This is a genomic window from Parabacteroides sp. (genome assembly GCF_977054455.1).
Window position 1 is genome coordinate 20,900 of record NZ_CDRTCT010000008.1, and the last position, 20,515, is coordinate 41,414.

The following is a 20,515-nucleotide window of genomic DNA, read 5'->3' on the forward strand; positions in this document are numbered from 1 at the left end:
GACTGAATTGGAAATTAAAATGAAACTATCATTTCTGAGTTTAGCAAGTGGAAGCAGTGGAAACTGCTATTATCTGGGAACACCCGAATTCGGCGTGTTGATTGATGCAGGTATCGGTATTCGTACCATAAAGAAGGTGTTGAAAGATAAAGCGATCGATTTCTCCAAAATTATTGCAGTCCTGATTACGCATGATCATGCCGATCATATCAAGACCGTAGGTTGCCTGGGAGAGAAACACTGTATTCCTGTCTATACGACGGAGGCTGTCCACCGGGGGATCAACAAAAGCCGCTACGTGGAGGAAACGCTTGTCGCTTCGCGTAAAGTGATCGAAAAGGAAGTGCCTTTTATGATCCGCGATTTTCGCATTACCGCTTTCGAGGTCCCGCATGACAGTACCGACAATGTCGGCTATTATATCGAATATGGCGATCATAAGTTCACGTTGGCAACGGATGTCGGCCATATCACCGAAACGGTAAGCAAATATATGAGCATGGCGAACCACCTGATCATAGAAGCCAATTATGACGAGGAGATGTTGCAGTTCGGCACGTACCCTGCTTTCCTGAAGGAACGCGTAGCCAGTCCGACCGGACATTTGAGCAACCGTGAAGCTGCCGAATTCCTCGCCACCCATTATGATCCCAAACTGAAAGATATCTGGTTGTGCCACCTGAGCCGTGACAATAACCATCCCGAACTTGCCTTTAAGACAGTTGATTTCCGTCTGTTCCAGGAGGGGGTACGGGTAGGAAAGGATGTCTCCCTGCATGCGCTGAAGCGGACTACACCGTCTGATATTTTTGAGTTTGAGTAAATTTTTATGTAAAAAACTGCGGGAAAAGTTTGCAAAGAAAAATTAAACTCCTATCTTTGCACCCGCAATCGAGAAACAACGATAGCATGAATGACTTGGTAGCTCAGTTGGTAGAGCAAATGACTCTTAATCATTGGGTCGAGGGTTCGAGCCCCTCCCAGGTCACTCAACAAAAACAAAACCGACAAACATCGACTTGGTAGCTCAGTTGGTAGAGCAAATGACTCTTAATCATTGGGTCGAGGGTTCGAGCCCCTCCCAGGTCACAAGTGACAACAAGTTACAAACAGCATTTTACAGTTGATACTGTGAAGTGCTGTTTTTGTTTATGGACCCTTTTATTGGGGGAATTAAGGTCGGCGGATTTTCCCGGTGGGCAGAGGGGATCACTATCCGGTAACAAGATGCATCTCTTTTATCTTATAAAAACAGTAACAATGGTTAGGTAATCCGTAATTAGGGTAATGAATATGTCTGGATTATCTTTTATTTTTGTAACCGGAATATTGTAGGTGATATATGTTATTGCTCGGTAAGTTAAATATTTGCGGTTATGGATAAGATACTCAATTTGGATAGTGTGGATCTGTATAACAAATTATACGGCCTTGAAACGCTGAACCCGCTGGTCAGCGTGATCGACCTGAACAAAGCGACCAGCGGTGTGGACCTCATCCGGTTCAACTATGGCGTTTATGCATTATACCTGAAACTTGAAAAGGCCTGCGACATCCGATACGGGCGTCGGACTTACGATTATCAGGAAGGCACCATCGTCTGTTTTGCTCCCGGACAGACGGCGGAGACGACTCCGACGACAGATAAGGTCCAGGTGAACGTCTATGGGATTCTTTTTCATCCTGACCTGCTGCGGGGGACGTCGCTGGGGAAGGCAATCAAGAAATACACGTTCTTTTCTTATGAGGTAAACGAAGCGTTGCATCTTTCGGAAGAGGAGAGGTGTATTGTGATGGATTGCCTGAAGATTATACGCATGGAGCTGGAACATGGCGTGGACAAGCATAGCAAGACTTTGCTGGTGAACCATATCGAATTGCTCCTTAACTATTGCATGCGTTTCTACGAACGCCAGTTTATCACCCGCAGCAAGGCGAACAGCGATGTGCTGACACGCTTCGAGAGCTTGCTGGACGAGTATTTCGAAGGGACGGCCGCCGAGAGCAACGGCCTGCCTACGGTGAAATACTTTGCCGACAAGCTCTGTCTTTCGTCCAACTATTTTGGCGATATGTTCAAGAAGGAAACCGGGAAGACACCGCAGGAATATATTCAGACGAAGGTTATCGAACTGGCCAAGGAACGTATCTCCTCCGCAGCGGAGGAAACGGTCAGCCGGATTGCCTACTCGCTGGGATTCCAGTATCCGCAGCATTTCTGCCGCTTGTTCAAGAAGCGGGTAGGGTGTACGCCGAATGAATTTCGGGCGCAAAACAGTTTGTGAGTGAATTTTTAGGCGATGAAAGAAAGGACGTTGGACATAAAGACCGTATGCGAATGCAATCGGTGCTTGGGGTGCGAGACGCTCCATCCGCAGGTAAGTATCATCAATCTGGAGAATCCGAATCTGGAACAGGATGCCGTAAGGTTCGAATTCTATGCCATCCTGCTGATTGAAGATTGTGAAAACGGGTGCGATTGTTGCGGGCGTAAATATTACGACTATTCCAATGCAACGATGGTGTTTCTCACTCCCGGCGAAATTTTCGGTATGAACGAGAACAATACGCTTCCCGACAAGGGGTATCTTTTGGCGTTCCATCCCGATTTGCTGTTCCGTACTTCGTTGAAAAATCATATCAAGTATTATACCTTCTTTTCCTACCGCAAGGAAGAGGCACTGCATCTTTCGCAACGGGAAACGGCGAAAGTGACCTGTTGCCTTGAAAATATCGAAGATGAGCTTCATCATGCCATAGACACGCATAGCAGTACCATCCTGTCCCGCCATATCGAACTGTTGCTGGATTACTGTACGCGCTATTACGAGCGGCAGTTCATTACCCGTGAAAACAAAAACAAGGTGATTCTGGGGAAAATGGATAAGATTCTCGACGACTATATCGCCTCCGGTAAGCTACGGGACGGCAAGTTGCCCACTGATGCCTATTGTGCTGGGAATCTGAACTTGTCCGTCGCTTATTTTAATGACCTGTTGAAGTTTGAGACGGGTAAGACGCTTACCGAGTATTTCCAACTTAAACGGTTATCTGTCGCCAAGAACCTTTTGTTGAGAACGGACAGCACGCCCGCTGCCATTGCCTGTCGGTTGGGGTATCCGAATGTTCAGCATTTCAGTTTAATATTCAAGAAGATAACCGGTTTTGCTCCAAATGAATACCGGTGTTCACAGAGTTGAGCAGATAAGTAAATGAACACCCGGATGTTCCCGATTAGGCACCCGGATGTTCATACCCGCTACATGGGGGTGTAGGGTATGCGGACATGGGGGTGTCGATGAGTGTTTCCACTTGCCGTTTGCATTTTTCCCTACTTGTTTTTCAAGAAAAGCTTTCTTTATGTCAATAGAAGCATTTGTTTGTGTGATAGACGAGTGATAGAGGAGTGATAGATAAAAATGCCCTCTATCACACCTTCCACGTTATGAACATCAAAGCATACAAGAGAAAGTGTGATAGAGTGACAGAGATTTTGGAAAACACGGGTTCTTGTGTCTCTTCCGGTTGCTTGCCGGTATTACCAGAAATACCAATAGAATGCAGCCGTAATACCCAGGATGATAACGGAATGGATCACATCCCAATGATTCCAGCTTGCACGTGTGGCCGCCCGCTCTTCCGGCGTCGCCGTTCCGAATACCAGACCTTGTATCTTTCCGGCTTCGGGGGCTTTCGTGCAAAGACTGACAATGATTGTCAGGATGATGCAGAAGAGGAACATCCATCCGCAGAAGAACAACCAGTTCATGTCATAGAACAGGGCTTTGAACAGGTTGTCGGATGCGTCGACCGCATTGCTGTAATAAACTTTGGCTCCCAGGCGGGTAATACCGATGATGATACCTGCCAGCATTCCCCACATGCCTCCTTGGGCGGAAGTGCGTTTCCAGCAAACACCCAACAGGAAGGCGGCGGCGATGCCCGGTGACAGTACGGATTGTACGTCCTGAAGGTAATTATAGAGGACATCTCCGACGCTGCGCATGATCGGAATCCAGAGGATACCCAGAATCACGATTACGACTGTTGCGATCTGGCCGATTACAACCAGCTTCTTTTCGGGCGTTTCCGGCTTGAAACGTTTATAAAAGTCGATCGTGAACAACATTGCCGACGAGTTGAACAGGGAGGCCAGCGAACTCATAAGAGCGGCCAGAATACCACATACGACAAGCCCTTTCACGCCTGCCGGAAGCAGTTTCGCTACCAGTGTCGGGAAGGCTGCATCCGGGATGGAGAGCTTGAATACCTCGCCATTGATCACCACTCCGTTTTTACTCAATGCAAAAGCGATCATTCCCGGAATCAGGAAGAGGAATACCGGGAGCAGCTTTAGGTAGGCCCCGAAGATGGCGCCACGGCGGGCTTGCTTCATATCTTTGCCCGAAAGGACACGCTGCACGATGTACTGGTCGGTACACCAATACCAGAAGCCGATAATGGAGGAACCGATCAACGCACCGAGCCACGGATATTGCGGGTCGCGGTTGTCACGGATCAGTTGCGTCATGGTATCGCCGTAATCGTTTACGACGACGGATTTGCACGCAGCCATCATTTCATCCCAGCCGCCTAATGCCTTAAAGCCGAGCACGAGGATAATCAGCGAGCCTAACAGCAGGATCGGGGTTTGGAGTACGGATGTGTAAAGAACGGATTTCATTCCCCCTACAATCGTATAAAGAGCGGTTAACAAGACCAGTCCGATCGCCGCAATCCAGAAAAAGTCGATCCCCCACAGTTCCTTGATGCCGAAAACCTGCTGGAACACCAATCCGCCGGCATAAACCGTAACGGCTACTTTTGTCAATACATAACTGATTAATGAGATGATGGAAAGGATAGTACGGGATTGCGGGTTATATCGCCTCTCCAGAAATTCAGGCATTGTGTACACCATACTGCGTGTATAGAAGGGGACGAATACCCAGCCGAGGATCAGGATCATCCATCCCTGGATTTCCCAATGGGCCATTGCCATGCCACTGGAAGCTCCTGCTCCTGCCAGTCCGATAAGATGTTCCGAGCCGATATTGGATGCGAAAATGGATGCACCGATAGCGAGCCAGGTGGCATCGCGGCCACCGAGGAAATAGTCGGCAGAGTTGTTTTGTTTTTGTTTAGATACCCATATAATAATCCCGATTAGAGCTAAAGCGAATAGCCCTATTACAATGAAGTCTAATGTTGCCATAATAGTGTTTTACATGATTTTAGGGATTTTGTCAATCCTGCGCTGATGCCGACCGCCTTCGAACGAGGTGTTCAGGAAGGCTTCGACCGTGTGAGTGGCTTCCTCTTGACTGATAAATCTGCCGGGCATTACAAGTACGTTGGCGTCGTTGTGCTCGCGTGCGAGACGTGCTATCTCTTCCTGCCAGCACAGAGCGGCCCGTATTCCCTGATGTTTATTGAGTGTCATGGCTATTCCGTTTCCGGATCCGCAGATAGCTATTCCGGGATATACTTCGCCGGCTTCTACAGCTTCGGCAAGCGGATGGGCGTAATCGGGATAATCACAACTTTCTGTCGAGCAGGTTCCGAAATCTTTATAGGCTAACCCTTTCGAGTCGAGTATTTGTTTCACGAATTCTTTCAGTTCGTATCCTGCGTGGTCGCTACATAAACCTAATGTTTTCATATTTATCTGTTAGAGGAGGTTGGGATTTGTGATTTCAGATTCATGATTTATGAAGAGTTGGTAAATCATAAACCTGAAATCATAAATCTATTAGTTCAATAATTCTTTTACCTGATTGTACACGTTCTGTCCCGTGAAGCCGAGTTTTTCGTCCAGTACCTTGTACGGAGCGGAGAACCCGAATGATTCGAGTCCCCAAACCTTGCCGTTGGCGCCAACCAACCCTTCCAGGTTGACCGGCAGGCCGGCTGTAAGCCCGAATACCTTGCTTCCTGTCGGAATGACGGATTCCTGGTATTCCTTGCTCTGGTTGCGGAATAAGCCTTCAGAAGGAACAGATACGATGCGGACCTTGATGCCGTCGGCGCGAAGCAATGCTGCTCCTTCTTCCAATGTGGAGACTTCCGAACCGGAAGCGACCATGATTACATCAGGGTTTTCGTCACCTTCTACAATATAGGCACCCTTTTCAGCCTGCAAAGCTTCGTCGTAACGGTTTCCCTTTGCGGGCAGGTCAGTGATGTTCTGACGGGAAAGAATCAAAGCTGTCGGAGTGGCTGTGTTTTCCATGGCCATCTTCCAGGCGATTGTCGTTTCGGTCACGTCTGCCGGGCGAAGTACCAACATGGAGTTGTGTCCCTTGTGGTTCTTCAGTTTTTCCATCAGACGGATCTGCGCTTCCTGCTCGACCGGTTCGTGTGTCGGGCCGTCTTCACCTACGCGGAAAGCATCGTGAGACCAGATGAACTTAACCGGTTGTTCCATCAAGGCAGCCATGCGGATTGCCGGTTTCATATAGTCGGAGAATACGAAGAACGTACCGCAAGCGACGATTACGCCTCCGTGGAGCGACATGCCGATACATAAGCAGGCCATCGTCAGTTCGGAAACGCCGGCCTGAAGGAATGCACCGCTGAAATCGCCTTTCACGAATGCGTGTGTTTTCTTCAGGAAGCCGTCGGTCTTGTCCGAATTGGAAAGGTCGGCTGAAGAAACGACCATGTTTTCCACTTGGGTGGCTAATACGCCTAACACGGTTGCGGAAGCGGCACGGGTTGCCTGGTTTGCTTTCTGTTCGATCGCTTTCCAGTCGATAACCGGTGCTTTGCCTGAGAACCATTGTTCCATTTTGGCAGCCAGTTCCGGATTGGCTTTCGCCCATTCGGCTTTCGCAGCATGGCGTTCTGCAACGATTGCTTCCAACTCCTTGGCACGTTTAGCATAAAGTTCTGCAACTTCAGTGAAGATCTGGAACGGGTCGTCCGGGTTTCCTCCCAAGTTCAGGATGGTGTCTGCGATAGAGACGCCGGCTGCCGAAAGGGGTTGTCCGTGTGTGGACACCTTGTTTTCGTAGTTGCTCTTGTCAGTACCCACGGCGCCTTTGCCCATGATCGTGTTACCGATAATCAGGGTAGGACGGGATGTTTCGGCTTTCGCCTCGGTCAATGCCCGGCGGATTTCCGTTACATCGTTTCCGTTGATCGTGATGACTTTCCAGCCCCATGCTTCGTATTTCATGGCTACGTTTTCAGCAGTCACTTCGCCTACGGTTGTCGAAAGCTGGATATTGTTGGCATCGTAGAACATGATCAGGTTGTCCAGTCCCAGCGTACCGGCAATACGTCCGGCTCCTTGGGATATCTCTTCCTGAATGCCACCGTCGGAAATATATGTATAAATCGTTTGGTTCATGACGTCACCCAGACGCGCCTTCAGGAACTTGGCTGCGATAGCGGCACCTACGGCGTAGGTGTGGCCTTGTCCGAGCGGACCGGATGTGTTTTCTATACCACGCATCACGTTGACTTCGGGATGTCCCGGAGTCACGCTACCCCACTGGCGGAACTCTTTCAGTTCGTCGATCGTGAATTTACCTGTGAGGGCGAGTACTGAATAAAGCATCGGCGACATGTGTCCCGGGTCTTGGAAATAGCGGTCTCTGCCTTCCCATGTGGGATTCTTGGGATCATACACGAGGAACTCTGAAAACAGTACGTTCACAAAGTCTGCACCACCCATTGCACCACCGGGGTGACCGGATTTCGCTTTTTCTACCATTGACGCAGCCAGAATACGGATGTTGTCCGCTGCTTTGTTCATTAAATTAATATCGTTCATTGTGATGAATTATTTTTATTTTTTTGCAAAGATAGGCAATCTCTTCGTAATGACCATCCTGTCAATGAAACAATTCATTTTCGGTAAAGTTCCCTAATTTCCGATATTTCTCATAAAGAGCAAGATACGCCAGGTGATTTTCGTGATTCGGCTGGTATTCTTTTGCAAAACCTTGTCCCATAGACCGCTGTGCATCCTCGATTTTAGGATATATACCGGCTGCTACGGCAGCGAACATGGAAGCTCCGAAAGCGCAAGCCTGTTCCGCTTTGGCCACTTTGATCGGCATATCCAGCACATCCGCCAAAGTCTGCATGACGAATGGGGATTTCAATGAAATGCCGCCGATTCCGATCACACTCTCGATCTTGATGCCGTTCTCCAGGAAGCGGTCGACAATGGCTTTCGAGCCGAAGGCCGTCGCTTCCACCAGGGCGCGGAAGATGAGCGGTGCGGAGCTTGCCAAGTTGAGACCGGTGATCGTACCCTTCACCAGCTGGCTGGCGTCGGGTGTGCGGCGACCGTTCATCCAATCGACTGCCAGGATCGTGCTTTCGCTCACCGGCACTTTGGCTGCTTCTTCGGACAGGACGGGAATGATCTTGTCTGCCGTTTCCTCGATCAGCTTGGCTTTTGTCTCTTCATCGACCAGGGTGCTCTTGGCCAAGATGTTTTCGAGCGGCCATGCCAGCACGCGTTTGAACCAGGCATAAATATCGCCGAAGCCGGATTGTCCGGCTTCCAACCCGATCATGCCGGGGATAACGGAACCGTCCACCTGGCCGCAGATGCCGGGAACCAGTTTGTCGCCCATTTCTTCATAAGATGAAACCATAATGTCGCAGGTCGACGTGCCGATCACGCGCACGAATGTACGGGGAGTGATCTCGGCTCCGACAGCTCCCATATGGCAGTCGAACGCGCCGACCGAAACAGCCACGCCGGTTGCCAAACCGAGACGTTCCGCCCATTCCGGCGTCAATGTACCTACTTTCGTATCGCTGGTATAAGTTTTCTCGAACAGATGGCTACGGAAACCGGCCAGCTTCGGTTCAAGCGAGGTCAGGAATTCCTCGGTTGGCAGTCCGCCCCATTTTTCCAGCCACATCGCTTTATGCCCGGCTGCACAACGGCTGCGATACACCTCTTCCGGTTTGGTCTTCCCGGTGATAAGGGCTGGCAACCAGTCGCAATGCTCGATCCAGGCATAGGCCTCCTTGCAGACACTGTCGTCTACACGGAGGACATGCGCCATCTTGGCCCATACCCACTCGGAAGAATAGATGCCGCCTTCGTAGGCGGTGTAGTCGATGCCCCAGCGTTTCGCCAGTTCGTTGATCTCGGCGGCTTCCCGGATGGCGGTATGATCTTTCCAGAGGACGAACATCGCATTCGGGTTTTCTGCATATTCGGGCAGCAAGGCGAGGGGAGTACCGTTCTTGTCGGTCAGGACAGGTGTGCTTCCGGTCGTATCGAAAGCAATGCCTACCACGTTCGGCGCTGTCCCGTCAGGGCATTGTGCGAGTGCATCCTTTACTGTGGCTTCCAACCCTTCTATGTAATCCAACGGATGCTGGCGGTACTGGTTTTTTGCAGGGTTGCAATATTTCCCTTCCATCCAGCGGGAATAGTACTTGACAGCCGAAGCTATTTCGCGCCCTGTCGCAGCATCTACGACTACGGCGCGACAGGAGTCGCTGCCGTAGTCCAGGCCTATAACATACTTTTCGTTTGCCATGACTCAAGCCTGTAATGCGCGGTTCAACATATAATACAGATCGTTGTACTGCAATTCTTTCTTGAAGCTGGAAATAGTTGTATCCTTGTCGATCACCACCAGTTCGATACCGGCGATATCGGCATAGTCTTCCATATATTCCACAGTCAGGTCGTAGGAGAAGCTCGTATGATGCGTTCCTCCGGCCAGTATCCAGGCGGCAGCACCGATTTCCAGGTTTGGCTGCGGAATCCAGAGTGCGCTGGCAACCGGAAGGTTCGGCAGCGGTTTGCTCTTGATGCAATCCACTTTGTTTACGATCAGGCGGAAGCGGTTTCCCATGTCGACGATTGTGGCAGCAACGCCTTCACCTGGTTTGCTGGTGAATACGAGGCGGGCCGTTTCACTGTCTATGCCGATGCTCAGACGGTGTACTTCCAACTTCGGCTTATGTTCGGCGATCAAGGGGCAAACTTCCAACATATGTGCTTGGAGGATTGCGCTCTTTTCGCCGTCGAAATTCAAAGTGTAGTCTTCGAGGAAGGAACAGCCTTTCGGCATTCCCTGGCTCATGAACCACATGGTACGGTACAGGGCGGCTGTTTTCCAGTCGCCTTCGGCGCCGAAGCCGTAGCCTTCCGCCATCAGGCGTTGTGATGCCAGGCCCGGAATCTGGTCGAACTTGCCGAGGTCGTCGAAATTGGTTGTAAAGGCTTTTGCCCCTTTGTCTTTCAGGATGCGGCGGATGGCAATTTCGGCTTTTGCCGAGTTCCATACTTTCGTATAGGCTTCCGTATTTTTATCTTCCAGTTCGGGTGCATGATCGTACTCGGCGAAATACTGTCCGACAAGTTCCTCCACGTCTTTGTCTTCTACCGTGTCGTAGTATTCCATCAGGTCATTTACCGGACAGTAATCGACATGATAACCTAATTTCAGTTCGGCTTCCACCTTGTCACCGTCTGTAACGGCTACGTTATTCATCTGGTCGCCAAAACGGATGATCAGCATATCCTGCGCATCGGCCCAGGCTGCCGCCACGCGCATCCAGACTGCAATCTTGGCTTGTGCTTTCGGATCTTGCCAGTGACCTACCACGACTTTGCGGTTTTTACGCATCCGGCTTACCATATGGCCGAATTCACGGTCGCCGTGAGCGGACTGGTTCAGGTTCATGAAGTCCATATCCATCGTTTCCCAGGGTATCTCTTTGTTAAACTGGGTGTGGAAATGAAGCAACGGCTTTTTCAGTTCCTGTAGTCCGTGTATCCACATTTTGGCCGGCGAGAAAGTATGCATCCAGGTAATAACACCAATACATTTGTCGTCGTTGTTGGCGGCTTTGAATGCAGCCGTTACCTCTTTTGCCGAGTTAACAGTCCCTTTGTAGACTACTTTTACAGGCAGGTTTCCGGATTCGTTTAATCCTTTTACCATTTCATTGGAATGAGCATCCACCTGAATCACCGCGTCACCTCCGTACAGAAGCTGTGCTCCCGTTACGAACCATACTTCAAGATCTTTAAAATTTGTCATGGTTTATTGATTTAATTGTTATGTTATTTATTTTTGTCCGTAATAAGCATTCGGGCCGTGTTTGCGCTCGAAATGTTTTGTGATAAGATATTTGTTCATGGTCAATTGGGGATTGATGCCGTACGAGATATACGCCATCTTGGCCACCTGTTCCATTACGACCGCATTGTAGACGGCTTCTGCTGCATCCTTGCCCCATGCGAACGGGCCGTGGTTTCCCACCAGGACTCCCGGAATGTGTACCGGATTCAGTTCTTTAAAGCGTTCGACGATCACGTTGCCGGTCTCTTTCTCATAATCACCTTCAACCTCCTCCTTCTTCATCGGGCGGGTGCAGGGAATCGCGTCGCTGAAATAGTCGGCGTGTGTCGTGCCGATATTCGGAATGTCGCACCCTGCTTGTGCCCAGGATGTAGCATATGTTGAGTGAGTATGTACGATTCCCCCGATTTCCGGAAATGCCTTGTACAGGACCAAGTGGGTAGGAGTGTCCGATGATGGTTTGAGGTTGCCTTCCATAACATTCCCGTCCAAGTCGAGCACCACCATGTCACTGGCTTTCATCGTTTCGTAAGAAACTCCGGAAGGTTTGATTACGACCAGGCCTTTTTCCCGGTCTATGGCACTTACGTTTCCCCAGGTAAAAATGACCAATCCGTGTTTTACCAGGTCCAGATTGGCTTTAAAAACCTTTTCTTTTAACTCTTCAACCATACTTATTACTTCTTTGTTTGTGGTTTGCATGTGTTCGGGTGTAAAAGTAACACTTTTGTACGGCGAGTGTACAAAAAAAGCTATGTTTTACAACATAGCCGCCTTTGTTTTTGCTTTTTATTCTATCGGTATGGGATTTCAGTTCCATGGCCGTAAGATATTTGTTCCATGGTCATGAGAAGTTTGTTTCATGCCCATGAAATTATAGTTCCATCGGAATGGAAATGAAAAAACCTTCGATATCCTTTCCTATAAGGAGAAATAGAACCCTTGTTCGAGCAGATGATCGTATTTTTCTTTGTTGAACATATAATAGAAAGCTCCTCTTTTGGAACCTTTCTTGTCTTTCTCATCCAACTTTTCCAGAATATCCATCGCATTCAGTTTTTTGCGGAAGTTGCGCTTGTCCAGCTGGATCTGGTAGATGGCTTCATACAGGCTTTGCAATTGCGGTAACGTAAACTTTTCGGGAAGCAGGTTGAATCCGACCGGGCGGGTAGCCGCTTTTCTGCGCAGACGGACCAATGTGTCGGTGATCATTTGGTTATGGTCGAAAATAAGTTGCGGGACCTCGCTGATCTTGGTCCAGACCGCATTGTGTTCCTCCAGTGTCTCGGCACTGAAGTCGTTCATATTGACGAGTGAATAGTATGCTACGGAGATCACCCGCTCTCCGAGGTCGCGGGTAACATCTCCGTAAGCACCTACTTGTTCCATAAAAAGATTATCGATGCCGGTACAGTCGGTAAGTACGCGTGACGCGGCTTCCTCGATACTTTCACCTGCTTTGATAAAACCGCCCATCAGAGACCATTGTCCCATCATAGGTTCAAACTTACGTTTATAAAGTAAAACATTGAGCTCTTTTTGATCGAATCCGAGTATGATACAATCTACTGCAACGTAAAATTTGGTTTCGTTCTGATAAAAAGCGGCTGTCATGATTTTTATGGAATTATAATTAATTTATTATGCGAGCTTGCGTGCGCCGTCGCTGATTACTACATTATACAACTTAGGTTCGTGACCGAATTTAGCAGTGTAAGATTCGAATGCTTCTTTTACGAATGCGTCGTATTTTTCTTCTTTCACCAGGTTGATTGTACAACCACCGAAACCGCCACCCATCACACGTGAGCCGGTTACACCGCATTTCTTGGCTACATCGTTCAGGAAGTCCAATTCTTCGCAGCTGACTTCGTACAATTTGCTCATGCCGTGATGTGTTTCATACATCTTCTTGCCTACGGTCTCGTAGTCGTCTTTTTCCAAAGCGTCGCAAACGTCGAGTACGCGCTGTACTTCTTCGATCACATATTCGGCACGCATGTAATCTTCAGCGCTGATGTCGCCTTTAACTTCATTCAGCATATCCATTGTCGCATCGCGCAGGAATTCGACTTCCGGATGATTGCGACGGATAGCGGCAGCGGCGTTTTCGCACGACTGGCGGCGTTTGTTGTAAGCCGAAGATGCCAGTTCGTGTTTAACGACTGAATCCAGCAAAACCAATTTATAGCCGACCGGATGGAACGGGAAATATTTATATTCGAGTGAACGGCAATCCAGGCGGATCAAACTACCTTCTTTTCCGAATACGGAAGCGAACTGGTCCATAATACCGCAGTTTACACCGCAATAGTTATGCTCCGTAGACTGACCGATCTTAGCTAATTCAAATTTATCGATGTTCAGGGAGAATAAGTCGTTTAAAGCAAATGCGTAGGTGCTTTCCAATGCTGCGGAAGAGGACATGCCTGCACCCAGAGGTACATCACCTGCAAACACGGTGTCGAATCCCTGGATCTGTCCGCCACGTTTGATGGTTTCGCGGCAAACACCGAAAATGTATCTTGCCCAGCTTGCTTTGGGAGCGTCTTCTTCGTTCAGACCAAATTCGGCGTAGTCGTTCAGGTCAACAGAGAAAGCACGAACTTTACCTGTGCCGTTCGGTTTGATTTCGGCAATCATGCCTTTGTCGATAGCACCCGGAAATACGAAACCGCCGTTATAATCGGTATGTTCGCCAATCAGGTTAATACGGCCCGGAGATGCATATACGCTACCTTCTGTTGAGAATAACTCCTGAAATTTATTTCTGATTTTTTGTCTCATGATAGATTTGTTTTTAATTAGGTTATTAAACAATTGAAGAAATTATCCGACTACAAATATAGTTAGATAATTTCTTCAATCATATAGTTACACTTGTTTTTTATTCTACAGGAATGTTCTTGTTTACGTTCTTGCAACCAACCAAAGCATAGAACAACAGGTATGCCAACGCGATCAGAATAACTACATAGCTGGTCATAAATCCGGACATGTCAGCGATTTGGCCCTGGATCAGCGGTAAAATACCACCACCGCAAACCAAAACCATGAAGATACCGGAAGCGGCTTCCGTATATTTACCCAGACCTTCGACAGCCAGGTTAAAGATACCACCCCACATGATAGAAGTACAAAGACCGCAAAGCGCCATAAACATGATGCTGATAGGAACTTGTGCCACACCGAATGAAATGTCGCTTTTGAATACAGGCATGCTTACCATTGTCGTGATCGGACAGATAAAGGCAAGGATAATGAACAGGATGCCGACACCGGATGCCACTGTAAGCATGGCCTTACTAGTGAACTTGCCTCCTAAAGAAGCACCGACCAGACGTCCGATTAACATCAAGAACCAGTAGGTTCCGACTACAGAACCGGCAATTGTTGAGTCGATTGCCAGACCGCCTCCGGCTTCGGGTGTCATCATGAACAGACCAGCAAAGTGAGGAATACCGACTTCAATACCTACATATACGAAGATAGCCAATGCGCCTAATTTGAAGTGACGGAATGCAAGCGGGCTGTGTTCGTTCTTTGCATTGTTGTTTGCTTTAGCCAGACTTGGTTCCGGGATATTCATGATGAATAATACCAGGAATGCCACGGCGAAGATGGCCATTGCGATGTACAGAGCCGGCAATGCTTTAGCAATCGTACGTTCTTCAACTACGGTTCCCATCAGATAACCGACCAAAACCGGAACGATAGTTGCTGATACCGAGTTCAACGAACCACCCATCTGGATTAACTGGTTACCTTTTTTACCACCGCCGCCTAATGTGTTCAACATCGGGTTTACGACTGTATTTAACATACACATGGAGAAACCGGAAACGAATGCACCGGCAACATAGGTGGCAAATCCCATTTTAGAGGAAAGGACTTGAATACCGACACCCACAAAGCCGACAACGATCGCGATCAAAGCTGTTTTCTTGTAGCCGATCTTCTGCAAAAGCATACCGGCCGGAATACCCATGAAAGCATATGCAATAAAGTTTGCGAAGAAACCTAAAGTGGCTTCGAAATTGGATGCTCCGAATTCATTTTGAACAATTGCCCCGAAAGGTTGAGGCAGACCCGTAACGAAAGAGATCATAGCGAACAATGCGAACATCATCGCTATAGGTAATACATAACTTTTTTGTTTAGTTGACTCCATTTCTTTTTAGATATTTAGATTATTAATTATTTAGGTCGATTGAATAGTCTTATTCTATTGTGAATTTATAGATTGTCTTGCTCTGGAATGTTTCGCCCGGACGTAGAACGGTGGACGGATATTCCGGTTTGTTCGGACTGTCGGGATAGTGCTGTGTTTCCAGGCAGAGGGCGGCACGTGCCGGATAGCGTTGGCCGTTCTTGCCGACGAAATTGCCCGTCATCCAGTTGCCTGTGTATAATTGCACGCCCGGCTGTGTCGTGTAGCATTCCATTACGATGCCGGTTTTGGGCGATACGCAACGGGCGCAGAGCGACAGCTCGTTTTCTTCTTTTTTATTTAATATATATGTATGGTCATATCCTTTCCCGAAATTCAGCGCTTCGAAATCTTCATCGATACGTTCGCCCACTTCGTGCGGAGTGCGGAAGTCCATCGGGGTTCCTTCTACTTTTTCCTTCGGCCCGTAAGGAATAGCCGTTTCATCGGTAGGAAGATAGTAATCCGCATTGATTGTCAGTTTGTGATCGTATACGGAAGGATCGCCCTGTCCGGAGAGGTTGAAGTAGGAATGGTTGGTCAGGTTCAGTACGGTCGGTTTATCCGTTACTGCATGGTACATGATTACGACCTCATTGTCATCGGAAAGATGGTAAGTCACCGTCGTGTCCAGCTTTCCGGGGAAACCTTCCTCACCGTCGGCAGACGTATATTTCAACTCCACTGTCTGGCCGTCGATCTTGTTCAGATCCCAGACAACGGAATTGAAGCCTTTCAGACCTCCATGCAGGCTGTTCGGCCCGTTGTTGATAGCCAGTTTATCGTACACGACACCATCCAATGTGAATTTTCCGCCTGCGATACGGTTGCCGTATCGTCCGCAGATCGCTCCGAAATAAGGTTCTTCGGATACCAGGTATTCGTCTATGGAATTGTGTCCTGTCACTACATCGGTTAACTTCCCGGACCGATCCGGTACCATAAGCGATACAATTTTTGCACCGTAGTTGGTAATGGTAAGTTCTGCTCCTTTGTTATTTGTAAGGATACACAGCATCGTCTCCTTGCCGTCTATTTGCTTGCTGAAATTAGCTACAGTTAAGCCAGACAGCGTGCTTTCGTTCTTCATGTAAATATAGTTTCAAAATTGTGTGTAAAATTACTCTCTTCTTTGTATTCATGCACTACTTTAAAGATGTTTTATAGCATAAAACGGCTTTTTATACACTAAAATGAACGATTTGTCTCCCTTCTATCGAATTTATTAGTGTATATTTGCAACTAAATAATCTTTATATTCACGGAAAAACACATACCTATGACAAAAAGTATGAAAAAAGCCATTTCCCTATGTCTGTTTAGCATGGGTGCTCTCAGTTTAATGGCACAAAGTAATGAATTTAAGATAGATGTGCAGAAAACAGGTGCACCTATCCAGTCGACCATGTACGGGATCTTTTTTGAAGATATCAATTTCGGTGCCGATGGAGGCCTGTATGCCGAACTTATCAAGAACCGTTCTTTTGAGTTTGAAAACCCTTTCGTAGGCTGGACGCCCTTCGGAAATGTCAGTGTGCAGACCAAGAATCCCTGCTTCGACCGCAATCCCCATTATGTCCGCCTTTCGTATGAAAAGGAACTGACCGGAACTGGTCTTGACAATGAAGGCTTCAAAGGAATCGGTATTCGGGAAGGGGAGAAGTACGATTTCTCTTTATATGCCCGCAGTCAGTCCGGCATGCCGATCAAGTTGCGTATCAACCTGGTAAACAGCCAGAACGACCTGTACGAGCAAAAAGAGATCGAGGTGAGCGGCAAGGAATGGAAGAAATACACGGTTGTCCTGACGCCGGGAGCGACGGAAGCCCGTTCCCGTCTGCGTATCACGATGGCGACGAAAGGAACTGTCGATCTCGAGCACATTTCGCTGTTTCCGCAAAAGACATTCAACAATCGTCCGAACGGTATGCGTGCCGACCTGGCACAGGCTTTGAAAGACCTGAAACCGGGTGTCTTCCGCTTTCCCGGCGGTTGCATCGTGGAAGGAACGAACAAGGCTACCCGTTACCAATGGAAAAACACGATCGGTCCGGTCGAAAACCGTTCGATCAACATCAATCGTTGGAACTATACGTTCTCGCATAAGAAATTTCCGGATTATTATCAATCCTACGGTCTGGGCTTTTTCGAATATTTCCAGTTGAGCGAAGATATCGGGGCGGAACCGCTTCCCGTATTGAACTGCGGCCTTTCCTGCCAGTATGAGAACCAGGATCCGAACGAGAATTGTCCGGTTGACAAATTGCAACCTTATATAGACGACGCCCTCGATCTGATTGAGTTCGCCAACGGTCCGGCAACCAGTAAATGGGGAAAAATACGCGCCGATATGGGACATCCGGCTCCTTTCAACCTGAAACTGATCGCCATCGGTAATGAACAGTGGGGACCGCTTTATCCCGAACGTCTCGAACCGTTTGTCAAAGCGATTCGTGCCAAATATCCGGAGATAAAGATCATCGGCAGTTCCGGTCCGCAATCGGAAGGAGAAGATTTCGATTATCTCTGGCCGGAAATGAAGCGTCTGAAAGTAGATTTGGTGGACGAACATTTCTACCGGTCTCCCGAATGGTTCCTGAATGGAGCCAAACGCTATGACTCGTATGACCGCCAGGGGCCGAAAGTGTTTGCCGGCGAATATGCCTGCCATCCTGCCAACCGCGAGAACAGTTTCCTGACTGCCTTGTGCGAAGCCGCCTTTATGACCGGTTTCGAACGGAATGCGGATGTGGTGCACTTATGCACGTATGCTCCGCTTTTCGCACATGTAGACGCTTGGCAATGGCGCCCGGACCTGATCTGGTTCGACAACCTTTCGTTGGTAAAGACTCCTAACTATTATGTGCAGCAGTTGTATGGCCATAATGCCGGTACTAACGTCATTCCGCTGACCATGCAGGGCGAACCGGTTACCGGACAGCAGGATTTGTATGCTACGGCGGCTGTCGACAAGCGTTCGGACGAACTTATCATCAAAGTCGCCAATACCGGAATCCGTAACAAACGGATCAAGTTGAACTTGAACGGTCTTTCGGCCGGGAAACATAAAGGGACGCTTACGTTGCTCCATTCTTCCGACCTGGAAGCCAAAAATACGTTATGCAATCCTTCGGCGGTAGTCCCGGTCGTTTCCGATATCGAGATAGAGGCTCCGCAAGTGGAAGTGAATTTGAAACCGCTTAGTTTTTCCGTTTATCGTATCAAATTATGAAATCTTATTTAATAATATTGGCCCTGTCATTGACTGCTTCCGTGTTGCCGGCACAAGAACTGTCGGTGACAGGTCCGGATCAGCAGCTGAAAGTGCTCGTTGCACTGAAAGACGGGAAACCGGTCTATCGGGTCAGCTATAAGGATAAAACGGTTTTGGAAGATTCCCCTTTGGGACTTGTTTCGAATGCCGGAGACTTTAGTCGGGACCTGACCTATGTGGAGCATAAGGAAGGCCGGATAGACAAATGTTATGTGCAGGATCGTATCAAGCAGTCGAATATCCGCTATCAGGCGAACGAACTGACCTGCACGTTCGTCAATTCGGATAAGCGGAAGATCGATGTCGTTTTTCGTGTCAGCAATCACGATATCGCTTTTCGCTATGTGATGCCGCGATATGGGGAAACCGGCAGTTGCGTGATCGAGAAAGAAACTACCGGCTTCGATTTCCCTTCATATACGACCACCTTCCTGACACCGCAAAGCGATGCTATGATCGGTTGGAAGCGGACGAAACCGAGCTACGAAGAGGAATACAAGGCGGATGCTCCTATATATGAACGTTCGCAATACGGACATGGCTATACTTTCCCCTGCCTGTTCCGCATCGGAGATGACGGATGGGTGCTTGTCAGCGAGACGGGAGTCGACAGCCATTATTGTGCTTCACATTTGAGCGATGCTACGGCGGAAGGTTTGTACACGCTTGCTTTTCCTATGCCGGAAGAAAATAATGGGAACGGGACGGTTGCTCCCGGCCTGGCTCTTCCCGGCTGCACTCCGTGGCGCACGCTTACCGTTGGCGAGACGCTGAAACCGATTGTCGAAACGACTGTTCCCTGGGATGTGGTGGAACCGCTTTACGAGACGGAGCACGACTACCGTTTCGGGCGGGGTACATGGAGTTGGATTCTCTGGCAGGATGGAAGCATCAATTATGACGATCAGGTGAAATATGTCGATCTGGCCGCTGCCATGGGCTATGAGTATATCCTGATCGATAACTGGTGGGATACGAACATCGGGCGCGACCGCATGAAATCGCTTGTCGGGTATGCGCATAGCAAGCAGGTGGATGTCTTCCTCTGGTATAGTTCCAGCGGTTATTGGAATGATATCGAACAAGGTCCGGTCAACCGCATGGATAATCCTATCGTCCGTAAACGGGAAATGAAATGGCTCCGCAGCTTAGGAGTGAAAGGCATCAAAGTCGATTTCTTCGGCGGAGACAAGCAGGAGACGATGCGTCTGTATGAAGCGATCCTGAGCGACGCGGACGACAACGGCCTGATGGTGATCTTCCATGGTTGCACTCTTCCTCGCGGTTGGGAACGCATGTATCCGAATTATGTCGGAAGCGAAGCCGTCTTAGCATCCGAGAATTTGATATTCAACCAGCATTTTGACGACAACGAGGCCTTTAACGCCTGCCTGCATCCGTTCATACGTAACACGGTCGGTTGCATGGAGTTTGGCGGTGTTCTGCTGAACAAGCGGCATAATCGGACGAACGATGGCGGTACGGTTCGCAAAACAACGGATATTTTCCAGTTGGCAACGGCTGTCCTGTTCCAAAACCCGATCCAGAACTTTGCCCTTACTCCGAATAACCTGACGGATGTTCCCGATTTTGAGATAGACTTCTTGAAGCAGGTTCCGACCACATGGGACGAGACCCTTTTCATCGACGGTTACCCCGGCAAGTATTGTGTCCTGGCCCGCCGGCACGGTGACAGATGGTATGTTGCCGGTGTCAATGCTGGCAAAGAACCTTTGAAGCTGAAAGTATCCCTTCCGATGATCGCCGGAAAGAAAGCCACTGTCTACGACGATGATAAGAAACGCAATCCCCGTATGTCGGAAACCGTTGTAAAAGCCGATGGGGAAATGCAGCTGGTTATCCAACCGGAAGGCGGCATTATTGTTGCAACCCGCTGAGACCGGAATCCGGAGTTCCGCCTCTTTGCTTTCCGGAACGGTTCTGAACCTGAAGATA

Annotated in this window: 15 protein-coding genes and 2 tRNA genes; 7 read left to right on the plus strand and 10 right to left on the minus strand. The window is 48.7% G+C overall.

Annotated features, from left to right (window positions below; genetic code table 11):
* Positions 1–19 precede the first annotated feature (19 nt).
* The 5 genes from ACW6QF_RS05260 to ACW6QF_RS05280 all read left to right on the plus strand — a co-directional run bounded on the left by ACW6QF_RS05260 (position 20) and on the right by ACW6QF_RS05280 (position 3,200).
* Positions 20–823: an MBL fold metallo-hydrolase gene (locus tag ACW6QF_RS05260; protein WP_298547348.1), complete on the plus strand. Its 804-nt coding sequence runs from the start codon at positions 20–22 to the stop codon at positions 821–823.
* A gap of 92 nt (positions 824–915) precedes the next feature.
* A tRNA-Lys gene (locus ACW6QF_RS05265) sits at positions 916–988 on the plus strand.
* Between the two features lie 28 nt (positions 989–1,016).
* Positions 1,017–1,089 (plus strand) — tRNA-Lys (locus ACW6QF_RS05270).
* 287 nt (positions 1,090–1,376) lie between these two features.
* Positions 1,377–2,285 (plus strand): helix-turn-helix domain-containing protein, encoded by a 909-nt coding sequence (locus ACW6QF_RS05275; RefSeq protein WP_456087055.1) that lies wholly within the window; start codon positions 1,377–1,379, stop codon positions 2,283–2,285.
* 15 nt (positions 2,286–2,300) lie between these two features.
* Positions 2,301–3,200, plus strand: coding sequence for a helix-turn-helix domain-containing protein (locus ACW6QF_RS05280; RefSeq protein ID WP_456087056.1), 900 nt, complete (start codon positions 2,301–2,303; stop codon positions 3,198–3,200).
* Positions 3,201–3,538: 338 nt separating this feature from the next.
* Here the strand turns inward: ACW6QF_RS05280 and ACW6QF_RS05285 are convergent, their stop codons facing one another.
* The 10 genes from ACW6QF_RS05285 to ACW6QF_RS05330 form a co-directional block, all read right to left on the minus strand.
* Positions 3,539–5,215: a sodium:solute symporter gene (locus tag ACW6QF_RS05285; RefSeq protein WP_298547341.1), complete on the minus strand. Its 1,677-nt coding sequence runs from the start codon at positions 5,213–5,215 to the stop codon at positions 3,539–3,541.
* A 9-nt stretch (positions 5,216–5,224) separates the two neighbouring features.
* Complete coding sequence (gene rpiB / locus ACW6QF_RS05290) at positions 5,225–5,662, minus strand: ribose 5-phosphate isomerase B (protein ID WP_298547339.1); 438 nt, start codon at positions 5,660–5,662, stop codon at positions 5,225–5,227.
* 90 nt (positions 5,663–5,752) lie between these two features.
* Positions 5,753–7,780 carry a transketolase family protein gene (locus ACW6QF_RS05295; RefSeq protein WP_298547336.1) on the minus strand — a complete coding sequence of 676 codons (2,028 nt, stop codon included), beginning with the start codon at positions 7,778–7,780 and terminating at the stop codon, positions 5,753–5,755.
* Between the two features lie 61 nt (positions 7,781–7,841).
* A complete protein-coding gene (locus ACW6QF_RS05300) occupies positions 7,842–9,518 on the minus strand; it encodes a ribulokinase (RefSeq protein WP_456087057.1) in 1,677 nt (558 codons plus the stop codon).
* Positions 9,519–9,521: 3 nt separating this feature from the next.
* A complete protein-coding gene (gene araA / locus ACW6QF_RS05305; RefSeq protein WP_456087058.1) occupies positions 9,522–11,033 on the minus strand; it encodes an L-arabinose isomerase in 1,512 nt (503 codons plus the stop codon).
* A 27-nt stretch (positions 11,034–11,060) separates the two neighbouring features.
* Positions 11,061–11,747 carry an L-ribulose-5-phosphate 4-epimerase gene (locus ACW6QF_RS05310; RefSeq protein WP_456087059.1) on the minus strand — a complete coding sequence of 229 codons (687 nt, stop codon included), beginning with the start codon at positions 11,745–11,747 and terminating at the stop codon, positions 11,061–11,063.
* Positions 11,748–11,996: 249 nt separating this feature from the next.
* Positions 11,997–12,689, minus strand: a complete 693-nt coding sequence (locus ACW6QF_RS05315; RefSeq protein WP_298547326.1) for an NUDIX hydrolase — start codon at positions 12,687–12,689, stop codon at positions 11,997–11,999.
* A 27-nt stretch (positions 12,690–12,716) separates the two neighbouring features.
* A complete protein-coding gene (gene galK / locus ACW6QF_RS05320; RefSeq protein WP_374044480.1) occupies positions 12,717–13,862 on the minus strand; it encodes a galactokinase in 1,146 nt (381 codons plus the stop codon).
* A 100-nt stretch (positions 13,863–13,962) separates the two neighbouring features.
* Entirely contained in the window at positions 13,963–15,246 is a 1,284-nt protein-coding gene (locus ACW6QF_RS05325; protein ID WP_298547324.1) for an MFS transporter, read from the minus strand.
* A gap of 49 nt (positions 15,247–15,295) precedes the next feature.
* On the minus strand, positions 15,296–16,375 hold the full coding sequence (locus ACW6QF_RS05330; RefSeq protein WP_456087060.1) for an aldose epimerase family protein: 1,080 nt from the start codon (positions 16,373–16,375) through the stop codon (positions 15,296–15,298).
* Between the two features lie 189 nt (positions 16,376–16,564).
* Here ACW6QF_RS05330 and ACW6QF_RS05335 point away from each other — a divergent pair, with 189 nt between their 5' ends.
* Together ACW6QF_RS05335 and ACW6QF_RS05340 are read left to right on the plus strand one after the other, a co-directional pair.
* Complete coding sequence (locus tag ACW6QF_RS05335) at positions 16,565–18,517, plus strand: alpha-L-arabinofuranosidase C-terminal domain-containing protein (RefSeq protein WP_456087061.1); 1,953 nt, start codon at positions 16,565–16,567, stop codon at positions 18,515–18,517.
* On the plus strand, positions 18,514–20,457 hold the full coding sequence (locus tag ACW6QF_RS05340; RefSeq protein WP_456087062.1) for a glycoside hydrolase family 97 catalytic domain-containing protein: 1,944 nt from the start codon (positions 18,514–18,516) through the stop codon (positions 20,455–20,457). Before ACW6QF_RS05335 ends, ACW6QF_RS05340 begins: the two co-directional genes overlap by 4 nt.
* The last annotated feature ends 58 nt before the right edge of the window (positions 20,458–20,515 follow it).